This is a genomic window from Gammaproteobacteria bacterium (genome assembly GCA_032250735.1).
Taxonomy (GTDB): Bacteria; Pseudomonadota; Gammaproteobacteria; order SZUA-152; family SZUA-152; genus SZUA-152.
On sequence record JAVVEP010000041.1, the window covers coordinates 1 to 19335 of the forward strand.

General features: G+C 57.9%; 18 protein-coding genes. 13 read left to right on the plus strand and 5 right to left on the minus strand.

The window, feature by feature from the left end:
- Positions 1–136 precede the first annotated feature (136 nt).
- The 4 genes from RRB22_14845 to RRB22_14860 all read right to left on the minus strand — a co-directional run bounded on the left by RRB22_14845 (position 137) and on the right by RRB22_14860 (position 7188).
- Positions 137–2968 carry a 2-oxoglutarate dehydrogenase E1 component gene (locus RRB22_14845; GenBank protein ID MDT8385683.1) on the minus strand — a complete coding sequence of 944 codons (2832 nt, stop codon included), beginning with the start codon at positions 2966–2968 and terminating at the stop codon, positions 137–139.
- A gap of 332 nt (positions 2969–3300) precedes the next feature.
- Positions 3301–4074, minus strand: a complete 774-nt coding sequence (locus RRB22_14850) for a response regulator (protein ID MDT8385684.1) — start codon at positions 4072–4074, stop codon at positions 3301–3303.
- A 364-nt stretch (positions 4075–4438) separates the two neighbouring features.
- A complete protein-coding gene (locus RRB22_14855) occupies positions 4439–6319 on the minus strand; it encodes an ATP-binding protein (protein MDT8385685.1) in 1881 nt (626 codons plus the stop codon).
- Entirely contained in the window at positions 6316–7188 is an 873-nt protein-coding gene (locus tag RRB22_14860; GenBank protein ID MDT8385686.1) for a phosphate/phosphite/phosphonate ABC transporter substrate-binding protein, read from the minus strand. The genes RRB22_14855 and RRB22_14860 overlap by 4 nt, the downstream gene beginning before the upstream one ends.
- A 211-nt stretch (positions 7189–7399) precedes the next feature.
- Between RRB22_14860 and RRB22_14865 the strand changes: the two genes are divergently transcribed.
- The 9 genes from RRB22_14865 to RRB22_14905 all read left to right on the plus strand — a co-directional run bounded on the left by RRB22_14865 (position 7400) and on the right by RRB22_14905 (position 15020).
- A complete protein-coding gene (locus tag RRB22_14865; protein ID MDT8385687.1) occupies positions 7400–8026 on the plus strand; it encodes a TetR/AcrR family transcriptional regulator in 627 nt (208 codons plus the stop codon).
- Positions 8027–8136: 110 nt separating this feature from the next.
- On the plus strand, positions 8137–10521 hold the full coding sequence (locus RRB22_14870; protein ID MDT8385688.1) for an MMPL family transporter: 2385 nt from the start codon (positions 8137–8139) through the stop codon (positions 10519–10521).
- Positions 10514–11311 carry an outer membrane lipoprotein-sorting protein gene (locus RRB22_14875; protein MDT8385689.1) on the plus strand — a complete coding sequence of 266 codons (798 nt, stop codon included), beginning with the start codon at positions 10514–10516 and terminating at the stop codon, positions 11309–11311. The genes RRB22_14870 and RRB22_14875 overlap by 8 nt, the downstream gene beginning before the upstream one ends.
- Positions 11312–11313: 2 nt before the next feature.
- Complete coding sequence (locus tag RRB22_14880; GenBank protein MDT8385690.1) at positions 11314–12510, plus strand: hypothetical protein; 1197 nt, start codon at positions 11314–11316, stop codon at positions 12508–12510.
- A gap of 292 nt (positions 12511–12802) precedes the next feature.
- Entirely contained in the window at positions 12803–13126 is a 324-nt protein-coding gene (locus RRB22_14885) for a hypothetical protein (GenBank protein MDT8385691.1), read from the plus strand.
- Positions 13127–13212: 86 nt separating this feature from the next.
- Positions 13213–13398 carry a hypothetical protein gene (locus tag RRB22_14890; protein ID MDT8385692.1) on the plus strand — a complete coding sequence of 62 codons (186 nt, stop codon included), beginning with the start codon at positions 13213–13215 and terminating at the stop codon, positions 13396–13398.
- Positions 13371–13631 (plus strand): hypothetical protein, encoded by a 261-nt coding sequence (locus tag RRB22_14895; GenBank protein ID MDT8385693.1) that lies wholly within the window; start codon positions 13371–13373, stop codon positions 13629–13631. The genes RRB22_14890 and RRB22_14895 overlap by 28 nt, the downstream gene beginning before the upstream one ends.
- A gap of 162 nt (positions 13632–13793) precedes the next feature.
- A complete protein-coding gene (locus RRB22_14900) occupies positions 13794–14444 on the plus strand; it encodes a 2OG-Fe(II) oxygenase (GenBank protein MDT8385694.1) in 651 nt (216 codons plus the stop codon).
- A 105-nt stretch (positions 14445–14549) separates the two neighbouring features.
- Positions 14550–15020: a cytochrome C gene (locus RRB22_14905; protein ID MDT8385695.1), complete on the plus strand. Its 471-nt coding sequence runs from the start codon at positions 14550–14552 to the stop codon at positions 15018–15020.
- Between the two features lie 319 nt (positions 15021–15339).
- Here the strand turns inward: RRB22_14905 and RRB22_14910 are convergent, their stop codons facing one another.
- The gene (locus RRB22_14910) at positions 15340–15624 is read right to left on the minus strand and encodes a hypothetical protein (protein MDT8385696.1); all 285 of its coding nucleotides are present in this window, start codon (positions 15622–15624) and stop codon (positions 15340–15342) included.
- Between the two features lie 96 nt (positions 15625–15720).
- On the opposite strand from RRB22_14910, the gene RRB22_14915 reads away from it, so the two are divergent.
- The 4 genes from RRB22_14915 (at position 15721) to RRB22_14930 (ending at position 19328) form a co-directional block, all read left to right on the plus strand.
- Complete coding sequence (locus RRB22_14915; protein MDT8385697.1) at positions 15721–16605, plus strand: PEP-CTERM sorting domain-containing protein; 885 nt, start codon at positions 15721–15723, stop codon at positions 16603–16605.
- A gap of 220 nt (positions 16606–16825) precedes the next feature.
- Positions 16826–17605: a fumarate/nitrate reduction transcriptional regulator Fnr gene (gene fnr, locus RRB22_14920; GenBank protein ID MDT8385698.1), complete on the plus strand. Its 780-nt coding sequence runs from the start codon at positions 16826–16828 to the stop codon at positions 17603–17605.
- 316 nt (positions 17606–17921) lie between these two features.
- Complete coding sequence (locus tag RRB22_14925; protein MDT8385699.1) at positions 17922–18527, plus strand: OmpW family outer membrane protein; 606 nt, start codon at positions 17922–17924, stop codon at positions 18525–18527.
- A gap of 336 nt (positions 18528–18863) precedes the next feature.
- Entirely contained in the window at positions 18864–19328 is a 465-nt protein-coding gene (locus RRB22_14930) for a hypothetical protein (protein MDT8385700.1), read from the plus strand.
- Positions 19329–19335 lie beyond the last annotated feature (7 nt).

Sequence of the window (19335 nt, forward strand, 5' to 3'; positions counted from 1 at the left end):
GGTAGAGTAACGCAGGAGCAGTTACCGAGGGATGCTGCTGTCGAGCGTACATGGATGTATTTTCAGCGCGTCTTGATTGCAGGGTATTCTTTTCATGTGACTCAATAGTAAATTCATACCGGCTTCCGGCGGTTCCCTATGCGCCGCCCAGCGCCGTATCGATCAGCGCCTGTAGCTGCTCGATATGTTTCTTGTAATTGCCCACTGCCGGCGAGGCCGAGGCCGGCCGGCCCGCATAGGAAAGCACCTGCCGCTTCTTTTTGCTGTCCCGCAGCGTCGGCCAGATGTGCTGCCAGGCGCCCTGGTTCTGTGGCTCTTCCTGGCACCAGACAATCTCCCTGGCGTTGGAGAAGCCGTCCAGCAGGTCACAAAAGGCCGTGATCGGGAACGGATAAAGCTGCTCCACCCGCAGCAGGGCGATGTGCGTGAGACCGCGCTTGCGGCGGGCGTCCAGCAGATCAAAAAAGACCTTGCCGGTACAGATCACCAGTCGCGTGATGTTTGTCACGTCGATCTCGTCGGGATCATTGATCACCGGACGAAAGCCGGTTTCAGACAGGTCCGCCAGATGCGAGGTCGACAGCTTGTGCCGCAGCAGGCTTTTCGGGGTCATGACAATGAGCGGCGTGCGCATCTTGCGCAGCATCTGCCGACGCAACAGATGAAACATCTGCGCGGGTTCGCTCGGCACGCAGACCTGTACATTATTCTCCGCGCATAACTGCAGATAACGCTCCAGACGGGCCGAGGAATGTTCCGGCCCCTGGCCATCAAAGCCATGCGGCAAAAACATTACCAGACCGCTCAGCCGACCCCACTTGGATTCACCCGAGGTAATGAACTGATCGATGACCACCTGTGCGCCATTGGCAAAATCGCCAAACTGCGCCTCCCAGATCACCAGCGCATACGGCGCAGCCGTGCTGTAGCCGTATTCAAACGCCAGCACCGCCTCTTCCGACAGCAGCGAATCGATCACCACAAAGTCGGCCTGCTCATCCGACAGGTGCTGTAGCGGCGTATAACTCAGCCCCTCCTGCTGGTCGTGGATGATCGCATGCCGGTGAAAAAAGGTGCCGCGGCCGCTGTCCTGGCCGGAGAGCCGAATCGGATAGCCCTCTTCCACCAGGCTGGCATAGGCCATGGTCTCGGCAAAGCCCCAGTCCATCGGCGCCTCGCCCACGGCCATTTTCAACCGATCATCGAGAATGCGGCGCACGCTGGGATGGGGGGTGATATTTTCCGGCAGGGCATAGAGGCGATTCACCACATCCTGCATATAGTGCTGCGGTTTGCTGGTGTCGACCTGCTCGTCCCAGTGGGCCTCGAGATAGGGCTTCCAGTCCACCCAGTAGGGCTTGTCATAGTATTTGTGCACGATGTTCGGCGCCACGGTCTCGCCCTTGTCCAGGGCATTGCGATAGTCCGCGTTCAGCGCATCGATCGCCTCGACCGTGATCATGCCGTCATCGATCAACAGGTCTGCATAGAGTTGTGACACGCGGGCATGCTGGCGAATACGTTTATACATGAGCGGCTGCGTGGCGGCGGGCTCGTCCGCCTCGCTGTGGCCATGACGTCGATAACACAACATATCGATGACCACGTCCTTCCGGTACACCATGCGAAAATCCAGCGCGATCTGCACCACCCTGGCCACGGCCTCCGGATCATCGCCATTGACGTGAAGGATGGGCGCCTGAATCATCCGCGCCACCTCGGTGCAATAGGTGGTGGAACGCGAGTCCAGCGGATTGCTGGTGGTGAAGCCGATCTGGTTGTTGATAATGATATGCACGGTGCCGCCGGTGCTGAAACCGCGCGCCTGCGACATATTGAAATTTTCCATCACTACGCCCTGGCCGGAAAATGCCGCATCGCCATGGATCAGTATCGGCAACACCTTGCTGCCACTCTTGTCATCACGCCGGTGCTGACGGGCGCGCACCGAGCCGCCCACCACCGGGCAGACGATCTCCAGATGCGACGGATTAAACAGCAGGGCCAGATGCACGATACCACCGGGCGTTTCGATATCGGAGGAAAAGCCCTGATGGTATTTCACGTCGCCCGAACCGTTCTCGGTGTGGGCCTGCACATTACCCTCGAACTCATCAAACAGCAGGGCCGGATCCTTGCCCAGCACATTGGTCAGCACATTGAGACGGCCGCGATGGGCCATGCCCAACACCACCTCGGCGACACGGTTCTCACCCGCCTGCTGCACCAGCTGATTGAGCATGGGAATCAGGCACTCCGCCCCCTCGAGGGAAAAACGTTTCTGCCCGACGTAGCGCGCGTGCAGATATTTCTCAAACTCGGTCGCGGCCAGCAGGGCCTTGAGCATGTCCAGCCGCTGCGCATCGCTTAATGCCTGACTGGTCGCCCTTCTCTCCAGCCGTTGTTGCAGCCATCGCTTCTGCTGGGTATCGGTAATGTGCATGTACTCCACACCGATATGCCCGCAGTAAGTGCGACGCAGGGTCTCCAGAATTTCGCGCAGGGGGGCCGTTTCACCGCCGGCCAGGGAGCCGGTGTTAAACACCGTATCCATATCCTCCTCGGCCAACTTGTGAAAGGCGGGATGCAGTTCCGGCACCAGCTCCTGTTCACTCAGGCTGATGGGATCAAGCTCGGCATGCTGATGGCCACGAAAGCGGTAGGCGTTGATGAGCTGCAGGACCGCCACCTGTTTTGCATCCAGGCAGAATTTCTGCTGCGGGCTAACGGCCGGGGCCGCCGCGCGCGGCTGTTTCGCCATGCGCCGGAAATCGTCACGTACCGCCTGATGATCCACCTCGGTGACGAGGGTCTCGCCACGTCCCTGCAGTTCGCCAAAAAAGGCCTGCCAGTCATCGCTGACCGATGCGGGGTCTTGCAGGTAGGCGGCATACTGGTCTTCCACGAAGGCCGCATTGGCACTGAACAAATAACTGTCTTCGCGCAGCTCATCCATCAGCGCCTTCATGCCGGCCCACCAGCACAGGGCAGCCCGCGCCGCCGATCCGTTTTCACCCGTTCAATCATCTACCCTACCCTTTGTGTGACCTTTGTGAGGCAACGCCAGAATACCGATCTATTTATGCTCTATTTAAAATAGGCTATCGGCAAGCAGGGAGGGATCTTTATGTTATGCAGGCGCTCATAACAGGTCCTGTAAAGCAGGCCCTGCACGCGGGCGCTCTGCCTGTAGGCACATTGCGGGCCCGTCAGGCAGGCGGCATTGGTGGGAGAAAACGCAAAGCCGGTGAAAAACCACTGGCCGGTTGCGGCCCTCGATTATTTCACCGGCGCTGGGAGCTAGAATGAGGCGCCCAGCTGCGGTTTACTGATGGCGTTGGAGATGCGCTGCTGGATGACCCGGGTCAGCAGGCCCAGCAGATTTTCCATATCCAGTGGTTTGTGCACCATGGTGTAGGCGGTCTGCCGCACCGCCTCCCTGGCCAGGCGCACCGCTTTCTCTTCCTTGCTGCTGATCATGATCGCCACCGAACTCGGCGACAATTTCTTCATCGCGAGATAGAGCTCCAGGCCATTCATGGTCGGCAACTGCGCGTCAATCAGCACGATATCGAAATGGATCTGCTCCATCAGCTCGAGGGCATCGTGCGGCGATGAGGTCACCTTCACCCAGAAGCTCTGTTGTTTCAGCGAATCACGCAGCGCATCCGCGGTCGCTATATCACCTTCCACCACCAGCACCGATGTCTCACGCACATCCTGAATCAGGCTGATCACATTTTCGATATCCAGCGGCTTGGATAAAAAGGCGATCGCCCCCTCGTCCAGCACGGCACGTTTCAGATCGTCCATGCTATAGGCGCTCATCATCACCACGCGCACGGATTCATTGTGGCGATGGATACGCCGAAAGGTCTCCACGCCATCAATGCCGGGCATGCGCACATCCAGCAGCACGACATCGTAATCCTGTTGCTCGCACATTTGTACCGCCGACAGGCCGTCAGGGGCCGTATCAATACGGTAACCTTCATCACTGAGAATATCCGCCAGCGTGGCGCGCATGTTGGTCTCATCATCGACGACCAGAATTCGTTTTGTTACGGTTTCCAAAAAACTCTCCTCCCGCGCAACGAACATACAAGTGAATGTTGCGCAACCTATAGTTGACTGCGCGTGGTATTCAACCACGCTACTATGAGTGCGAATTAGATACCGTAACGCTTGCGAAATGCAAGTTAAGTAATTGAGTCAGGACAGTAAATTTCCCACAAATTGTCAGCGTACGCATCAACAAACATTCTGTCCGCCACAACCCACATTTTGCAACGAATTGCCCTGGCGCGATTCGTTACCTTATTTAAGATATTAATTTACGGTGATGGTTCACGGTGACAGTTCACGGCGTCAACTCATGGAGACAGTTCACGTCGTCAGCGGTGACCCGTTTCAAACAGTACAGGTGGCGTAGCGTCCGCTACACGCCGTCACGCATCCCTCGGGGCAGGATGATCTCGAACGTGGCCCCCGCCGTTTCGCCGGCAGCCGGCTCAAGCACGATATCACCGCCGTGGGCGCGAACGATTTCACGCGAGATCCACAGCCCCAGACCGTTGCCCTTCGCCTTGGTGGTGAACAGGGGCTCAAAAATCTGCGCGCGCTCGGCCGCCGCGATACCGGGGCCATTGTCGCTGATCCGCAACTGGTACTGGCCACCCACCGTGGTTGCCGACAGGCGCACGCTACCGTCGCCGATACCCGCCGCGATGATGGACTGCACCGCATTGACCAGCAGGTTTTTTAATACCTGACTCAGCTGCAGGGGATCGACCCGTAACATGAACGGCGAAGGCGCCGACTCGTAGCGCCATTGAATGTTTTCCGGGAACGGTTTCTGCTCAATGATCGTGGCCAGAATCTCATCCAGGTTGACCCACTGCAAGACCGGCTCCTTGGTGCGCGATGTCGCCAGCAGATCCGACATGATGCGATCGGCCGCAGCCACTTCACGCGTAATCATCTGCAGATAATGGGTAATGCCTTGCCTCAGTTCAGGGTCAACATCGTCCGCCTGCTGGTCCATCAGGCTCGCGCATTTACGCGTCAGGATATAGGCGGCGTTATTGATCACGCCGAGCGGATTGCGCAGTTCATGACTGACCGTGGCCGTCAGCTGGCCCAGGGTCGCCAGCCGTTCCTGACGCAGCAGGCGCTGCTGTGCCGCGTGCAATTCCGTGGTACGCGCCGCCACCAGTTCTTCCAGCGAATCCCGATGCCGCGCCAGCTCCTGCTCCACCGACTTGAGGTGGGTGATATCGGTTACCGTGCCGATATAACCGCCGTCGGCGGCAGCGGATTTCACCGCCTGCACATAGACCCAGACCACGCCGCCGACGGCGCTGACAATGCGATGTTCACTGACGTAAGGCACCCCCGCTTCGACGCAGGTCGTCCAGCTATTGATCACCCGCTGCCGGTCATCCGGGTGCAGGATGTAATCCCAGCCCGTGCCATAGAACTTTTCCTGCGGCAGACCGGCGATTTCACTGTAGCGCTCATTCACGTAGATGCATTCGCCCGCGGCATTGGTATTAAAAATACCCACCGGCGACACCTCGGTCAGCGCCTGATAACGCTGCTCGCTTTTTTTCAGCGAGCTGTAGGAGAATTCCAGACGGGCCGCCATGGTATTGAAGGCCCGCGCCGTTTCGCCGATCTCATCCTGCGAGCGGGTCTTGACCCGCACCGCAAGATTGCCGTCACTCATTTCCCGCGCCGCGCCCACCAGCACCGCCAGGTTACGGGTCAACAGCACACCCACCAGCACCAGCAGGACAAAGGTGATCACCACCTCCGCTCCCGCAATCAACATGCCTTCACGTCGCAGGGTGCCGATGGTGGCCTGCAGAAAGCCGATGTCGACACTCATGTGCAGCTTGCCGATCGCCATCTCCGCCAGGGTGATGGGGAATTCAAGATAACCATAAGTGGATAGTTCGGAGATACTCCCCGGCTGTTCCGCGTGCGAAAATTCATCCGCCCGCTCACCCACCGCCGCGACCAGACGCGCATCCTCGTCCGATACACCGATATAGTCGATGCCACCCTTGCGCACCACCTGCGTGAGGATCTCATCCAGCGTGGCATAGTCATGCTGTATCAGCGGGCTGGCCAGGCTGGCGTTCAGCAGCGGCACAATTTCACTCACCCGGTAGCGGGTCTGTTCTTCCAGCGCCTGGGTGGCGATGCTGGCGCTATTGCTGATAAGAATGGCCAGCATCGCCACCTCCACCAGCGCACTGGTAATCGCCAGTTTGAAGCGTAGCGATCGCCAGCCGTAGTTTTGCGTGCGGTTCACTGCGCCTTCATCCGCAGGCCCAGTTCAGCAATAAACGGTTTCAGCTGCTGCATTTCCGCATCGCCGATCACCCCCATGTCGCCATAACCGGTGGTGGCAAAAAATGCCTTACCGTCTGCCCTGGCCGTAAAACCCAGCATCGCCTTGCGCAACGCCGCAAGCTCTTTCCCCGCGACACGGGGGCTGGCCATGAACATCATATGCGGCACCTTTTTGGTATGCGTCAGAATGCGCAACTTGTCGCTCACCTTTTTTGACATGTTCTCAAACACCGCCGCCGAAGTCACCGCCGCCGCCGCCTCGCCACGCAGTACCGCGAGGATCGCCGTATTGTGGGACGGAAAATTTTTCACCTCCACGTCGACTCCCGGTTGCAGGCCGTTATCCTGCAGCCACTGCTCGCCCAGAAAGGTGATGATCGCCAAGGGATCGGGGGCGGACAGGGTGCGCCCGCGCAAATCCTCTGGCCGCTGGATGGGGCCATCGCGGGCAACCACAATGCTTCCGTCCAGTTCACGCAACAGCCGACTGACCCGCTGATAACCCAGTTCATATTCTGCCTGCGCCGCAAAATGCGGGGCGGTGTGATACAGGTCGTACTCGCCGCGGCGGGCACGTTCGAGGTAGGTGGCAAAGTCGGGGGCCGTGCTCATGTGCACCGGACGCCCCAGGGTCTTTTCCAGGTATTGCTTGATGGGCAGATAGTAGGCAAACAGTTTGCGCGTGCTCATGTAAGGCAACAGACCAAACTGCAGGGGGGCCTGGGCGGCCTGGGCATCAACCGCCGGTTCGGCCGGCGGCGCCGCGACCACCGGCAACGCCCACAGCAGGCAGGCGCAGCACAGGGCGCTGACCCCAGACCTGCTCAACAATAATTTCCTGCTAGTCATCCTGCTAGACATATCGATAGGCCTCCAGACTTCGCTGTGCCGACAGTATCCCGAATGCTGCATAAATTACAGCCACCCATCCGGCCCCCGAGCGCGCAAACCCGCAGTGGCCGCGCCCGCCCGTCATCCCGCGACTGAATAATGAATACTTTATTGATTATTCACAAGTCAGCGACTACAGTCTTTGCGCATGAACCCTCTCGCCACAGACCCAGCCACAGATCCGGCCACAGACGCCAGCGAGGCGACCCGCGCCCGCATCCTCGCTGCCGCCAGTGAGCGCTTCGCCCAGTTTGGCTACAACAAAACCACCATGGCCGAAATCGCCCGGGACTGTCAGATGTCCGCCGCCAACCTGTATCGCTTCTTCCAGAACAAACTCGACATTGGCGCCAACCTCGCCTGCGGCTGTCTGGATACCAAATTAACGCGGGTCAGGGAGATCATCGAACAGCATCAACTGCCGGCGCCCGAGCGCCTGCACGATGTTGTGCTACACATGTTGCATTACACCCACGGCCAGTGGACCAACGATCCGCGCATCAATGAAATGGTCAACGCCATCTGCGCGACCCGCATGGATATCCTGGACGCTTACAAGCTGAGTGAACATGAGCTGCTGGTGACCCTGTTGGAAGACGGTATCCAGCGCGATGAGTTTGCGGTGACGGATGTCGATGATGCCGCCGAGGCCATCGCCACCGCGCTGACCAGCTTTAACCTGCCGCTGCTGATGCCCCTGTACAGCATCGCGCACTTTGAACAGCGCGCCGAGAGTGTGGTGCGGCTGTTATTGACCGGGCTCAGCAGACGCTAGCTTTTTATCTTTAGTGACAGATGAAGCAACAGGCAGCGGCGCAAGGCTGTCACGGACACTAACCAAAACCAAAAACGGGCCCGAGGATAACGCCATGCGAGACCATCATCATGAGTGAATCGACTTTCATCATTCGCTATGCCCAATGGGTCACCCGGCATCCCTGGCTGGTCATGCTGGCCGCACTATTGATGGTTATGGCCGCCGCCAGCGGTGGCAAGCACCTGGCCTTCAAGACCGATTACCGGGTGTTTTTCAGCGCCGACAACCCGCAACTGCTGGCCTTCGATGCCCTGGAGGCGATGTACACCAAGAATGACAACGTGATGTTCATCCTCGCGCCTAGGGATGGCGACGCATTTGGCAAAGACACCCTCGAGGCGATCAGGACGCTCACCGAAAAGGCCTGGCAGACGCCCTACTCAATCCGTGTCGATTCCATTGCCAACTTCCAGCACACCGAGGCCGAGGGGGATGACCTGCTGGTCATGGATCTGGTGGATGCGGAGCTGGAACTTGACGAACAGAGCCGCGCCAAGATCCGCCGCATCGCCCTCAGCGAACCCGTGCTGCTGAATCGCATCATCTCCGATCGCGCCCATGTCACCGGCGTCAACGTGACCGTACAGCTACCGGGCAACACGCCCACCGAGGTGCCCGAGGTGGCCGCCTTCGCCCGCAACCTCGCCGCGGAAATCGAGAGCCAGTATCCGCACCTGGACATCTACCTCAGCGGCATGGTGTTCATGAACAACGCCTTCGCCGAGGCCGCCAAGGGCGACATGCAAAAACTGGTGCCCATCAGTTTTGCGCTGATGCTGATCACCCTCGGGCTGATGATCCGCGGCTTCTCCGGCACCTTCGCCACCCTGCTGGTGATTATCGGTTCGATCATGGCGGCCATGGGCCTGGGCGGCCATCTGGGCTTTCCGCTGACGCCGCCGTCGTCCGCCACGCCCACCATCGTGCTCACCATGGCGATCGCCAACTGTGTGCATATTCTGGTGACCCTGCTGCACGAGATGCGCATGGGGCGCGCCAAAAAAGAGGCCATCGTGGAAAGCCTGCGCATCAACATGTCGCCGGTGTTTCTTGCCAGTGCGACCACCGCGCTGGGTTTCATGAGCATGAATTTTTCCGACGTGCCGCCGTTCCAGCATCTCGGCACCATGGTCGCCATGGGGGTGGTCGCCTCCTTCTTTCTGTCGGTGAGCCTGTTGCCGGCACTGATGACGGTGTTACCGGTACGGGTGCGCCCGGTCATCAACGATGACAGCCACATGATGCATCGGCTCGGCGATTTTGTGGTCAGGCAGCGCCACAAACTGGTCTGGGGCATGGCCATCGTGGTCGCCATTCTGGTGGCGGCCATACCCCGCAACGAACTGAACGATGTGTTTGTGCACTACTTTGACGAGAGCATCAGCTTTCGCACCGACGCGGATTTCATGATCGACAATCTCAGCGGTCTCTACATCATCGACTATTCGCTGGACGCGGGCGAAGCCGGCGGCATCAGCAAGCCCGAATTTCTCCGCGAGGTGAGCGCGTTTACCGACTGGTATCGCGCACAGCCGGAGACGATTCACGTCAACACCCTCACCGACATCATGAAGCGTCTGAACAAAAACCTGCATGGCGATGATCCGCAATGGTATCGCCTGCCCGACGAACGTGATCTTGCGGCACAGTATTTACTGTTATACGAGATGTCCCTGCCCTATGGGCTGGATCTGAACAATCAGATCAATGTGGATAAATCCGCGATCCGTTTTACCGCCACCCTCAAGACCCTGTCGACCAATGAATTGCTGGCGCTGGATAAACGCGCCAGCGACTGGCTGGACGCCAACGCACCCAACATTGCGGGCACCATTGCGGGTAGCATTACGGACAACAGCAGGGGCAGCGGCACCACGATGATGTTTGCCCATATCGGCAAGCGCAACATCGTCAGCATGTTGACGGGCACCACCCTCGCCCTGATCGGCATCTCGCTGATCCTGGTGATCGCCCTGCGCTCGATCAGGATCGGCCTGCTGAGCATGATCCCCAACCTGATACCGGCGGCCATGGGCTTCGGCCTGTGGGGACTGCTGGTCGGCGAGGTCGGGCTCAGCCTGTCCATCGTCGCTGGCATGACCCTGGGCATCGTGGTCGATGACACCGTCCACTTCCTGAGCAAATACCTGCGCGCCCGCCGCGAAAAGGGCCTCGATGCCGAGGCCGCGGTGCGCTACGCCTTCCGCAATGTGGGCATGGCCCTGTTCACCACCTCGGTGGTGCTGGTGGTGGGCTTCCTGATATTGTCATTGTCCAGCTTTGAACTGAACGCCGGCATGGGCCTGCTCACCGCCATCGTGATCAGCTTCGCCCTGCTGGCCGATTTTCTGTTACTGCCGCCCCTCCTGATGCTGTTCGACAAGGGACCGGCTAGGAGACACGCCCCCACACCGCACGCTGAAACCCCCATCAAGGAGCCTGGTCATGCATAAATCCTCTTCCCCGCTTATTCGCTGTCTTGCCCTCGGCCTCGCCTGCCTGCCACTGCTGGCCATGGCGCAAACCCCCGAGCAAAGGGGCCTGGAGATCGCCATCGAGGCCGACCGGCGCGATACCGGCTGGCAGGACCAGACCGCCAGTCTGGAGATGGTGCTGCGAAACCGTCACGGCCAGGAGAGCCGGCGCAGCATTCGCAGCAAGACCCTGGAGGTCGAGGGTGACGGCGATCTCTCCATGAGCATTTTCGACACCCCCAACGACGTCAAGGGCACCGCCTTTCTGAGCTACACCCACGCCCTCACGCCCGATGAGCAATGGCTGTACCTGCCCGCGCTCAAGCGCGTCAAACGCATCTCCTCCAACAACAAGTCCGGACCCTTCATGGGCAGCGAGTTTGCCTACGAGGATCTGTCATCGCAGGAGGTGCAGAAATACACCTATAAATACCTGCGCGATGAAAGCCTCGACGGGCGCGACTGCTTCGTCATCGAGCGCCGGCCCGCCTACCAGCATTCCGGTTATACCCGCCTGATCACCTGGCTGGATAAGGAAATGTATCAGCCGCTCAAGGTCGAGTTTTATGACCGCAAGGATGAGCTGCTCAAAACACTCACCGCCACCGGCCACCAGCAATATGAGGGGCAGTTCTGGCGGCCGGCGAAGATGAGCGTGGTCAACCACATCACCCAGAAGAGCACCGACCTTTTCTGGACGGACTACCGCTTCAAAACCGGCCTGACGGCCCGCGACTTTGATCGCAACAGTCTGAAACGGGCGCGCTGAGCATGCGCCGGCGCAACCCCCTGCTGGTCTGCGGGCTGCTGCTGCTTTCGGCCCCGGCCGCCAGTCAGGCCGGCCAGTGGTCCGGTTATATCAGCGGCGAATGGCGCGCCTTTGCCGACAGCCCACTCGATGCGCGCCAGCACGACGCCAACCTTTCACTCGCCGCCCAGCCTGAGTACTACACGGCCTGGGACGATAACCGGCAGAGCTTCACCTTTGTGCCCTTTATCCGCTGGGACCAGTCGGACGAGCAACGCAGCCATGCGGACATTCGTGAACTCACCTGGCTGAAGGCGGCGGATGACTGGGAGCTGCGCCTCGGCCTGCGCAAGGTTTTCTGGGGCGTCACGGAATCGCAGCACCTGGTGGACATCATCAATCAGACCGACCTGGTCGAGGCCACCGACGGCGAAGAAAAGTTCGGCCAGCCGATGATCAACCTCGCCCTGATTCGCGACTGGGGCACGCTGGACCTGTTCGTGCTGCCCGGCTTTCGGGAGCGCAGCTTTCCCGGCGTCGACGGCCGCCTGCGCAGCGTGCCGCCGGTGGATACCGACCAGGCCCGATACGAATCCAGCGATAAGGCGCAACATATCGACTATGCCGCCCGCTGGAAACACTACCTCGGCGACTGGGATATCGGCGTGAGTTATTTCAACGGCACCAGCCGCGAGCCGCTGTTTACCCCCGGCACCGACAGTCAGGGCCAGCCGGTGTTGATCCCCGTCTACCCGCTCATCGAACAATGGGGCCTGGATCTACAAGCCACCCTCGGCGCCTGGTTATGGAAGGCCGAGGCGATTCATCGCTCCGGCCTGAACCAACCTTACGCAGCCGTCACCGCCGGACTTGAATACACCATAGTGGGTATCGCGCAGAGCAATATGGATCTCGGCGTGATCGCCGAACTGCTGTACGATGACCGCGGCGGCGACGCCACCACGCCCTTTGCCGACGACTTTATGTTAGGCGCGCGACTCACCCTCAATGACGCACAGTCCACGGAATTCCTGCTCGGCATGATCCTGGACAGCGACGACCGCAGCCGCCTGCTCAGCCTGGAATCCAGCCGGCGTCTCGGAGAGTCCTGGAAGCTGAGCCTGCAGGGCCAGGCCTTCATGGGCATCAAGCACAGCGACCTGCTCGCCGGGGTGCGCAACGACGATTACCTGCAACTCGAACTCACCCGCTATTTCTGAGCCGGGCCACCGGGGTTTGCGGACAACAGCCGCCCCGCCTTGTTTCTTCCCCTTTTTGACCTTCCCGGCTTGCCTCACCGCGAATTCTTTGTACTAAGCTTTAGTAGTAACCAAGAGAAGCAACCAGGAAAAGTTACGCATTAGAAGTCACGATAGAGGCAGGGGTAAAGGCAATGGCATGCAGCCCCTATATGGCCGCAGCAAGTCTTACACCCCCTGGGGGTAGGCCAAACGATGCGCCGTGGCGGAAAACATCAACAACGATAATGAAACACTGACAAGGAGATCTCAAATGGCTGAAGACGCGATTCGCAAAGAACTGGATACCCTCAAGGAAGACATCGCCAAACTGCGCACCGACATCGGAGACCTGACCTCGGCGATCAAGAGTGTCGCGTCCGAGAAGGTATCGAGCACCAAAGCCGACGCCCAACGGCGGGTGCAGGGGGCGTGGGAAGACATCGAAAGCAAGCTCGATGAGGTCCTCAATCAGGGCCGCTCAGCGGCGGCGGATGTGGAAGATAAAATCACCGCACACCCTGCCGGCAGCGTGCTGACCGCCTTCGGCATCGGTTTCATCATCGCCAAACTCATGGACATGAGGGGTAAACACTGAACAGTCTGGCTGAGTTTGTCATCGCGATAGCCGACCTGTTCGAGGCCGAAGGCCGGGCCCTGCGCCGCAGCACCCTGCGCACCGGCATGGGCATCGCCAGTCTGGGGGTAGGGGCCATCCTGATGGTGGCCGGCATCAGTCTCTGCCTGTGGGCACTCTTTCAGTGGCTGAGCCTGATGGTGGGAATGCCCGGCGCGGCCTTGATGGTGGGGCTTGTTTTCCTGATCATTGCGGGGGGGCTGCTATGGACAGCGATACGCCTCACCCGCTGACCACCGAACAGGCCAAGGCCCGCCTGCGTGCAGCGGCACAAATGGCCAGCCCTGGCGCCTGGCTGCATCAGCATCCCTGGGCCGCACTCGGGATCGCCCTGGCCAGTGGCTATCTGTTCAGCCGCATGCGCTTGCCGATGGCGGCCAGCACGCTGCTGACCCAAAAGCTGGCCCCCCTGCTGCTGGGAGCGGCCATACGAAAGGTCACCGACCGGTCGCAGCACCGACCATGATCCATGCAAGGAACAGCAGGCCATGATCAATTAAAAAAACCGATTGTCATGATGAATTTTTTCGCTCGACATTCGCTCGACAATGGATTGACAGCGGGTCGGCCGCGCTGGACTATCAGGCATGTATAACCCTATCACCGCGCACGGATGGTTGTCGCAATCATGCTAGAACGATCGACTGCCGCCTGCCTTGAAACCCCCTTTGAAAACATCGCCAATGACCTGCAACAACAGGGCTGGAGCGCGTGCGACGATCTTATCGCCCCCGCCGTAGTGGCGGAATTGCGCCAGGAGGCATTGGCGCAATGGCAACAGGGCGCGTTTAATCCGGCCGGTGTCGGCCGGGGACAGGACCGGATCATCGACCAGACCATCCGCAGCGACAAGGTCAGTTGGCTGGCCCCGGAGCACAGCTCGCCCGCCCAGGCGATTTACTGGCAGACCATTGAACGGTTACGCGCCACCCTGAACCGGCGACTCTATCTCGGCCTGGTCGACTTCGAGGCACACCTGTCCGTCTACCTGCCCGGTGATCGCTACCGGCGACACGTGGACCAGTTTCGTGGTGCGAGCCTGAGAGAGGTGTCGGTCATCTTATATCTAAATGATGACTGGCAACCCACATCCGGCGGTGAGCTGCTACTCTATATCGACCGGCAGAGCCGCAGCCCGCTACAGCGGGTTTACCCTGCCGCCGGAAAGCTGGTGGTCTTCATGAGCGCCGACTTCCCCCATGAAGTACTACCGGCAACACGACAGCGATTGAGCATGACAGGCTGGTACAAAAAAAGAGACCTGCTAAAAGCGCTCTAACTATAAGTTACCCATAAGTTATCATAAGACACCCGCACACAGGCCAACGCGCCTATCCCGCCAGGTGTTACCCATCGATTCACGGAGGATGCCATGAAAAACAATATGAAAAACAAACTACTTCTCGCGAGCATCGGCCTGATCCTGACCAGCTCCGCCCTGGCGGATGATGTCAGCTACCGCAAGCATATCCAGCCGCTCTGGCAGGCCAAATGCAGCACCTGTCATGGCGTAAATGCCCCCTATGCCGGTAACTATGGCGAAGACAAGGAAAAGTACAAAAAGAGGCTACAGGGACCGCGCATGGATACCTACGCAGACCTGATCTATTTTGTCGGCTGGCCGGATACCGGCGCACTCATGCGTCGCCTGGATGATGGCAACAACACCAAAGACGGCAAGCCCGGCAATATGTATCAGCACCTGGGCTCCAGCGATGAGGAACGGCAAAAGAATTTCGCGCTGTTCAAGGCATGGGTAGGTGAAGACGCCTGGTTTCTCAACCGCTGGAAACAACGCAATGATGTACCCGGCGTCACCAAGGAACAGCTGTTGGAACTGAAGCTCGAATACTGAGAGCCTGTGAAAAAATCGTCGGTCTACTAATGGCGGCAATTTCCCTGGATTCCGCCTTAAGCAAGCGCCATTCGGCCTTTTAACAGCGAACGATTTATGGCTGCTCTCTTTAACCTGGATCCGTGGTTTAAACGTGGATGCATGGTGCAAGCTTTTGGTTGCATAGGGGTTTCACAGAGATTTCACAGGGATTTCAAAAAATCTTAGCTTCACCCTAGCTTAAGCGGGTATTTTTTGATCCCCTGTGGAAGCAAGTGCTTGTGCCTGGCGCCGCGGTTAAGCCACGGATTCAGGTTTAACTGATTGTCCGCACATCTCGTTACCTGTTCATTCCATTAGCCTGCCCGAACAAAAATAAACCCATAACCACCAGATTCAATCTGTACCTTTTGATCCCTGGATCAGTCCTGCAATGAATCTTGCCGGGAAGATCTGTGTCGATATTTTTTACAGCCAAACCCGCATTAGCCTCGCGATAGAGTAATACCGAATCACATTTCCCGAAAATTTCCATTGCATACAATACGATAGATTTCAGCTTATGTTTGTTGGCATGCTTATCGCATTGCAACTGAATCATTGCAAATGTAGCAGGCTCGACCACGTGCGCCGGCTCCCTTGCAGACGCTTAAACACATTGCTGATAAAGCAGATTCGTGGCAGTTAACTATTTATCTATCAGGGAAAGGGGATAACAATCATGCATATTAAAAACCAATTAAAGGCGCTATTCGCGGCCTGCATTCTTGGCGCATCATTCAACGCAACTGCGTATGAAATCCTGTTTGCGCACGTTGATGATTATGGGTCTTATGTTGATGACGGAAACAGGATAGCAAATATGCTGTCAGCCGCTGGTCACACCGTCACCATACGCAATCTTGATCAGGCGGTTTATTCTGATTACGCCGGCTTTGACCAAATCTTTGTGTATGACCTGTATCATCTTACAGACACGTCAAGCACCCAAATGCAGAACTATGCCGGCATAGCGAATTGGTACAATGGCCTTAGTGATAAAAACCTGATCCTTGATGGCCGGATTATTTCTTCCGATGTCACCTGGACAAATGCCAATGGAATGTCGCCTGAAGATGCATGGATACAAAATTATGCGACCCAGCTTGGTCTGCGGGGCGGGGGTCTGATGCTGGGCACCGATCACGATGCTTTTCAATCGGGCATCAATGAAATCAACAGTCTCATCGGTGTTGACGCATTTACCGGTTTCTTCGGCTCTTATCCATCTTCTCAGGCAGTCGTCGATTCCGCCTCTCCGCTTTTTGTAAGCGGTCTGGACGCCTGTCGCGCAGACCCAACTACCCATTGCATTAATGACAATTCCACAACGGGTTTTGTCGCCACCGGCTTACAGGCCAATGGTCAGACATTAACGCCGGTGGCCTATCATGGGTCTAATATTGATGCCTGGGACTATGCTGCGGTGTCCTCGACGATGGGCAGCAGGACTTTTGGCACGTGTGGCAATCCAGGCCAACCGCCTTGCGCTGTTCCCGAACCCACCAGCCTTGCACTGATGGGACTTGGATTATTAGGGTTCGGAATTCGGCGGATGCGCAAATAACATCCTGTTTTTCTTTCGATATTCCACAGAGAAACCCGGCTTGGCCGGGTTTCTTTTTTTGCGCCTGATACAACCGAAATCGTCCGCAAGAAAAAACCAATAAGGCCGAACGCCATTGAAACATAGCTCTGCCCTCCGCGTAGGCAGGGGGTGATTTTACATACCGATTTCAATCGATCCGGCGATTGATTCCCGCCGGAAAATCTGCTCCAATTGCCATATGAACAATACGGTTATTGACCCGACACCACCGCCCTCCCCGAACATCCAGGCCTGCCTCCAGGGCGTGGCGTGTCGGGACTGTAGCCTGTATCAGCTGTGCCTCCCCATGGAGATCGAGGGCGCGGACCTGGATCTGCTGGACCGGATCATCCGGCGGCGCCGTCCCTTGCGGCGCGGGGAATATCTGTTCCGTGCCGGCGATCCGATGCAGACGCTGTACGCCATACGCTCGGGTTCCGTGAAAACCTTCACCGCCTCCAGCAACGGCCAGGATCATGTCACAGGCTTCAGCCTGCCGGGGGAATTGATTGGCCTGGATGCCATCGACGCCGGTGTCTACCCCTGCTCCGCGCGCGCGCTGGAGACCAGCAGCGTCTGTGAGGTCGCTTATGAGGGGCTCGAAGAACTGTCGATGAGGATCCGGGGATTGCAGCGCCAATTGCTGCGGCTCATGAGCCGCGAGATCCACCATGATGAAAAGATGATGATGTTACTGGGGCGGATGTCGGCGGATGAGCGCCTGGCCGCCCTGCTGTTCGATTTCTCCAGCCGATTTCACCAGCGCGGGTTCTCCTCGCAGATGTTCCGCCTCAGCATGTCGCGCAACGATATCGGCAATTATCTCGGGCTGGCGGTAGAGACCGTCAGCCGCCTGTTTACCCGCCTGCAAAACGAAGAACTATTGACCGTGCAGAACAAGTTCGTGAAAATCCACGACATGGAGCATCTGCACCGTCTGTCCGGCGCCTTCGGCGAAAAACCCATTCGACACGCCTAAGTCCATCCGCCTCCCAGCTGGCGGATCAGCCCACTGACCTGTTCTGCAGCGCCGCCATGGCGCAGCGTATTCCAAAAATCGGCTCGTCTATCTTCATGCCCTAAAGGCATTACCCACACTTTTATTGATCTGGGTCAATGTTGCAGAAACCCTCCTCGTACACAGTAGCGCCTGCCGCAAGGTGAATAGTTTCAGTGCGACATCCTGCATCGCGGCCGTGTCCGTAGATGGTGAGGTGTCGATAAAACAATAATGGGAGAAGACTATGTGGAAGCGCAGTATCAGGTTGTGGGCAGGTGCAGGAATGGTAGTAGTCATGGGATTTATGAGCGCCACTGCAATGGCTGCGCCCGGCGATTGGCTGGTTCGCGTCGGGCCCGTGAATGTCGGCCCCAACGATGACAGCGGTGAGCTGTCGGGCGTAACCGGCGCTGAGGTCTCGGTCGACAGTTCCACCAGCCTCGGCATCTCGCTGGGTTACCAGCTGAACAACAACCTCGGCATCGGTGTTCTCGGCGCAGTGCCGTTCAAGCATGACATTCAGGGCGAGGGAAGCATCGAAGGATTGGACAAGGTTGCAGAAGTGGAACACCTGCCACCAACAGTAACCCTGCAATACTACTTCGCCCCCGAAGCCGGAATCCGACCCTTCGTCGGCGCTGGCATCAACTACACTACCTTCTTCAACGAAAAGACCACCGGCACACTAGCTACCCTCACCGATAGCATCCGCCTCGACGATTCCTGGGGCCTGGCGCTTGAGGCGGGAATCGATATCGACCTGAACCAGGACTGGTTCATAAGCGGCCAGCTCTGGTACATCGACATCGCGACCAAGGCCAAACTGGGCGACGGACTCGGCAGCATAGATGTCGACATCAACCCTTGGGTAGTTATGCTCAGCGCCGGCCATACCTTCTAACCCCGTAACCCGACTCGATCATTACAGCCAAGCAGGGTGGGCAACCCGTCTCTGGGGTTGCCCACGCGATTCATTAATATTGCTGCTTGCCACATCCATCGATTGTCGACTTCACCATAGTCCGCATGGGCACTATAAAACGTGCCCTCCCTACCCAACTGTGACGCTCTGACCCCGTGACGATTAGTAGAATCAGAGTCGATTTTTTTTACAATTATGTTTTTTCTCGCAGCCAGAAATTATCAACTTATTGAAATAACTCAATAAAAAAATTTTGGCATTTATAGTGCTTAGTGATTCATGCGATCTGAATTTTACTTGAGCGAGGGAAATATCATGTTTACAGGAATAAATTACAAAATGGATGCGGCCTGCGTGGCCGGAGCGCTTGCCTTATTATTCGCTTCAAGCACACATGCGGCCTTGATCACCGATCCGAACGATGTCCGCTCTTGGCAGGGTGCCACGGTGGGGACATTTGCTACGCTTTATTACGGCTCAGACACATTGGCGAACCGCCAGCAGGTTGTTGACAACAACATGCTGGACGATGGGATTTTCGATCCCACCGGCTACACGGCCGGGACGTTGCTGTCGGCGGGTGGCAGCGGCGGTTGTCTCGGTACCTCCTACGATGTGACGGGTACCGGCAGCTATGGGTACGGCTGCGCGTACGGTGGTAGCGTCGCACCTTATGCCGACGCCATCGACAATCTCTGGTTCCAGACCAGTGGAGTTATTGGCCAAACAGTTTTTGGCTCTTCAGCAGAATTAGTGGGTAAAAACCACCGGGAATTTTGAAACAGGA

Coding starts and splice junctions, on each gene's coding strand:
- RRB22_14865 (MDT8385687.1), top strand. CDS start 7,400: ATGAACCCTCTCGCCACAGACCCAGCCACAGATCCGGCCACAGACGCC.
- RRB22_14885 (MDT8385691.1), top strand. CDS start 12,803: ATGGCTGAAGACGCGATTCGCAAAGAACTGGATACCCTCAAGGAAGAC.
- RRB22_14890 (MDT8385692.1), top strand. CDS start 13,213: ATGGGCATCGCCAGTCTGGGGGTAGGGGCCATCCTGATGGTGGCCGGC.
- RRB22_14915 (MDT8385697.1), top strand. CDS start 15,721: ATGCATATTAAAAACCAATTAAAGGCGCTATTCGCGGCCTGCATTCTT.
- fnr (MDT8385698.1), top strand. CDS start 16,826: ATGAACAATACGGTTATTGACCCGACACCACCGCCCTCCCCGAACATC.
- RRB22_14880 (MDT8385690.1), top strand. CDS start 11,314: ATGCGCCGGCGCAACCCCCTGCTGGTCTGCGGGCTGCTGCTGCTTTCG.
- RRB22_14930 (MDT8385700.1), top strand. CDS start 18,864: ATGTTTACAGGAATAAATTACAAAATGGATGCGGCCTGCGTGGCCGGA.
- RRB22_14895 (MDT8385693.1), top strand. CDS start 13,371: ATGGACAGCGATACGCCTCACCCGCTGACCACCGAACAGGCCAAGGCC.
- RRB22_14905 (MDT8385695.1), top strand. CDS start 14,550: ATGAAAAACAAACTACTTCTCGCGAGCATCGGCCTGATCCTGACCAGC.
- RRB22_14925 (MDT8385699.1), top strand. CDS start 17,922: ATGGGATTTATGAGCGCCACTGCAATGGCTGCGCCCGGCGATTGGCTG.
- RRB22_14900 (MDT8385694.1), top strand. CDS start 13,794: ATGCTAGAACGATCGACTGCCGCCTGCCTTGAAACCCCCTTTGAAAAC.
- RRB22_14875 (MDT8385689.1), top strand. CDS start 10,514: ATGCATAAATCCTCTTCCCCGCTTATTCGCTGTCTTGCCCTCGGCCTC.
- RRB22_14845 (MDT8385683.1), bottom strand. CDS start 2,968: ATGAAGGCGCTGATGGATGAGCTGCGCGAAGACAGTTATTTGTTCAGT.
- RRB22_14870 (MDT8385688.1), top strand. CDS start 8,137: ATGAGTGAATCGACTTTCATCATTCGCTATGCCCAATGGGTCACCCGG.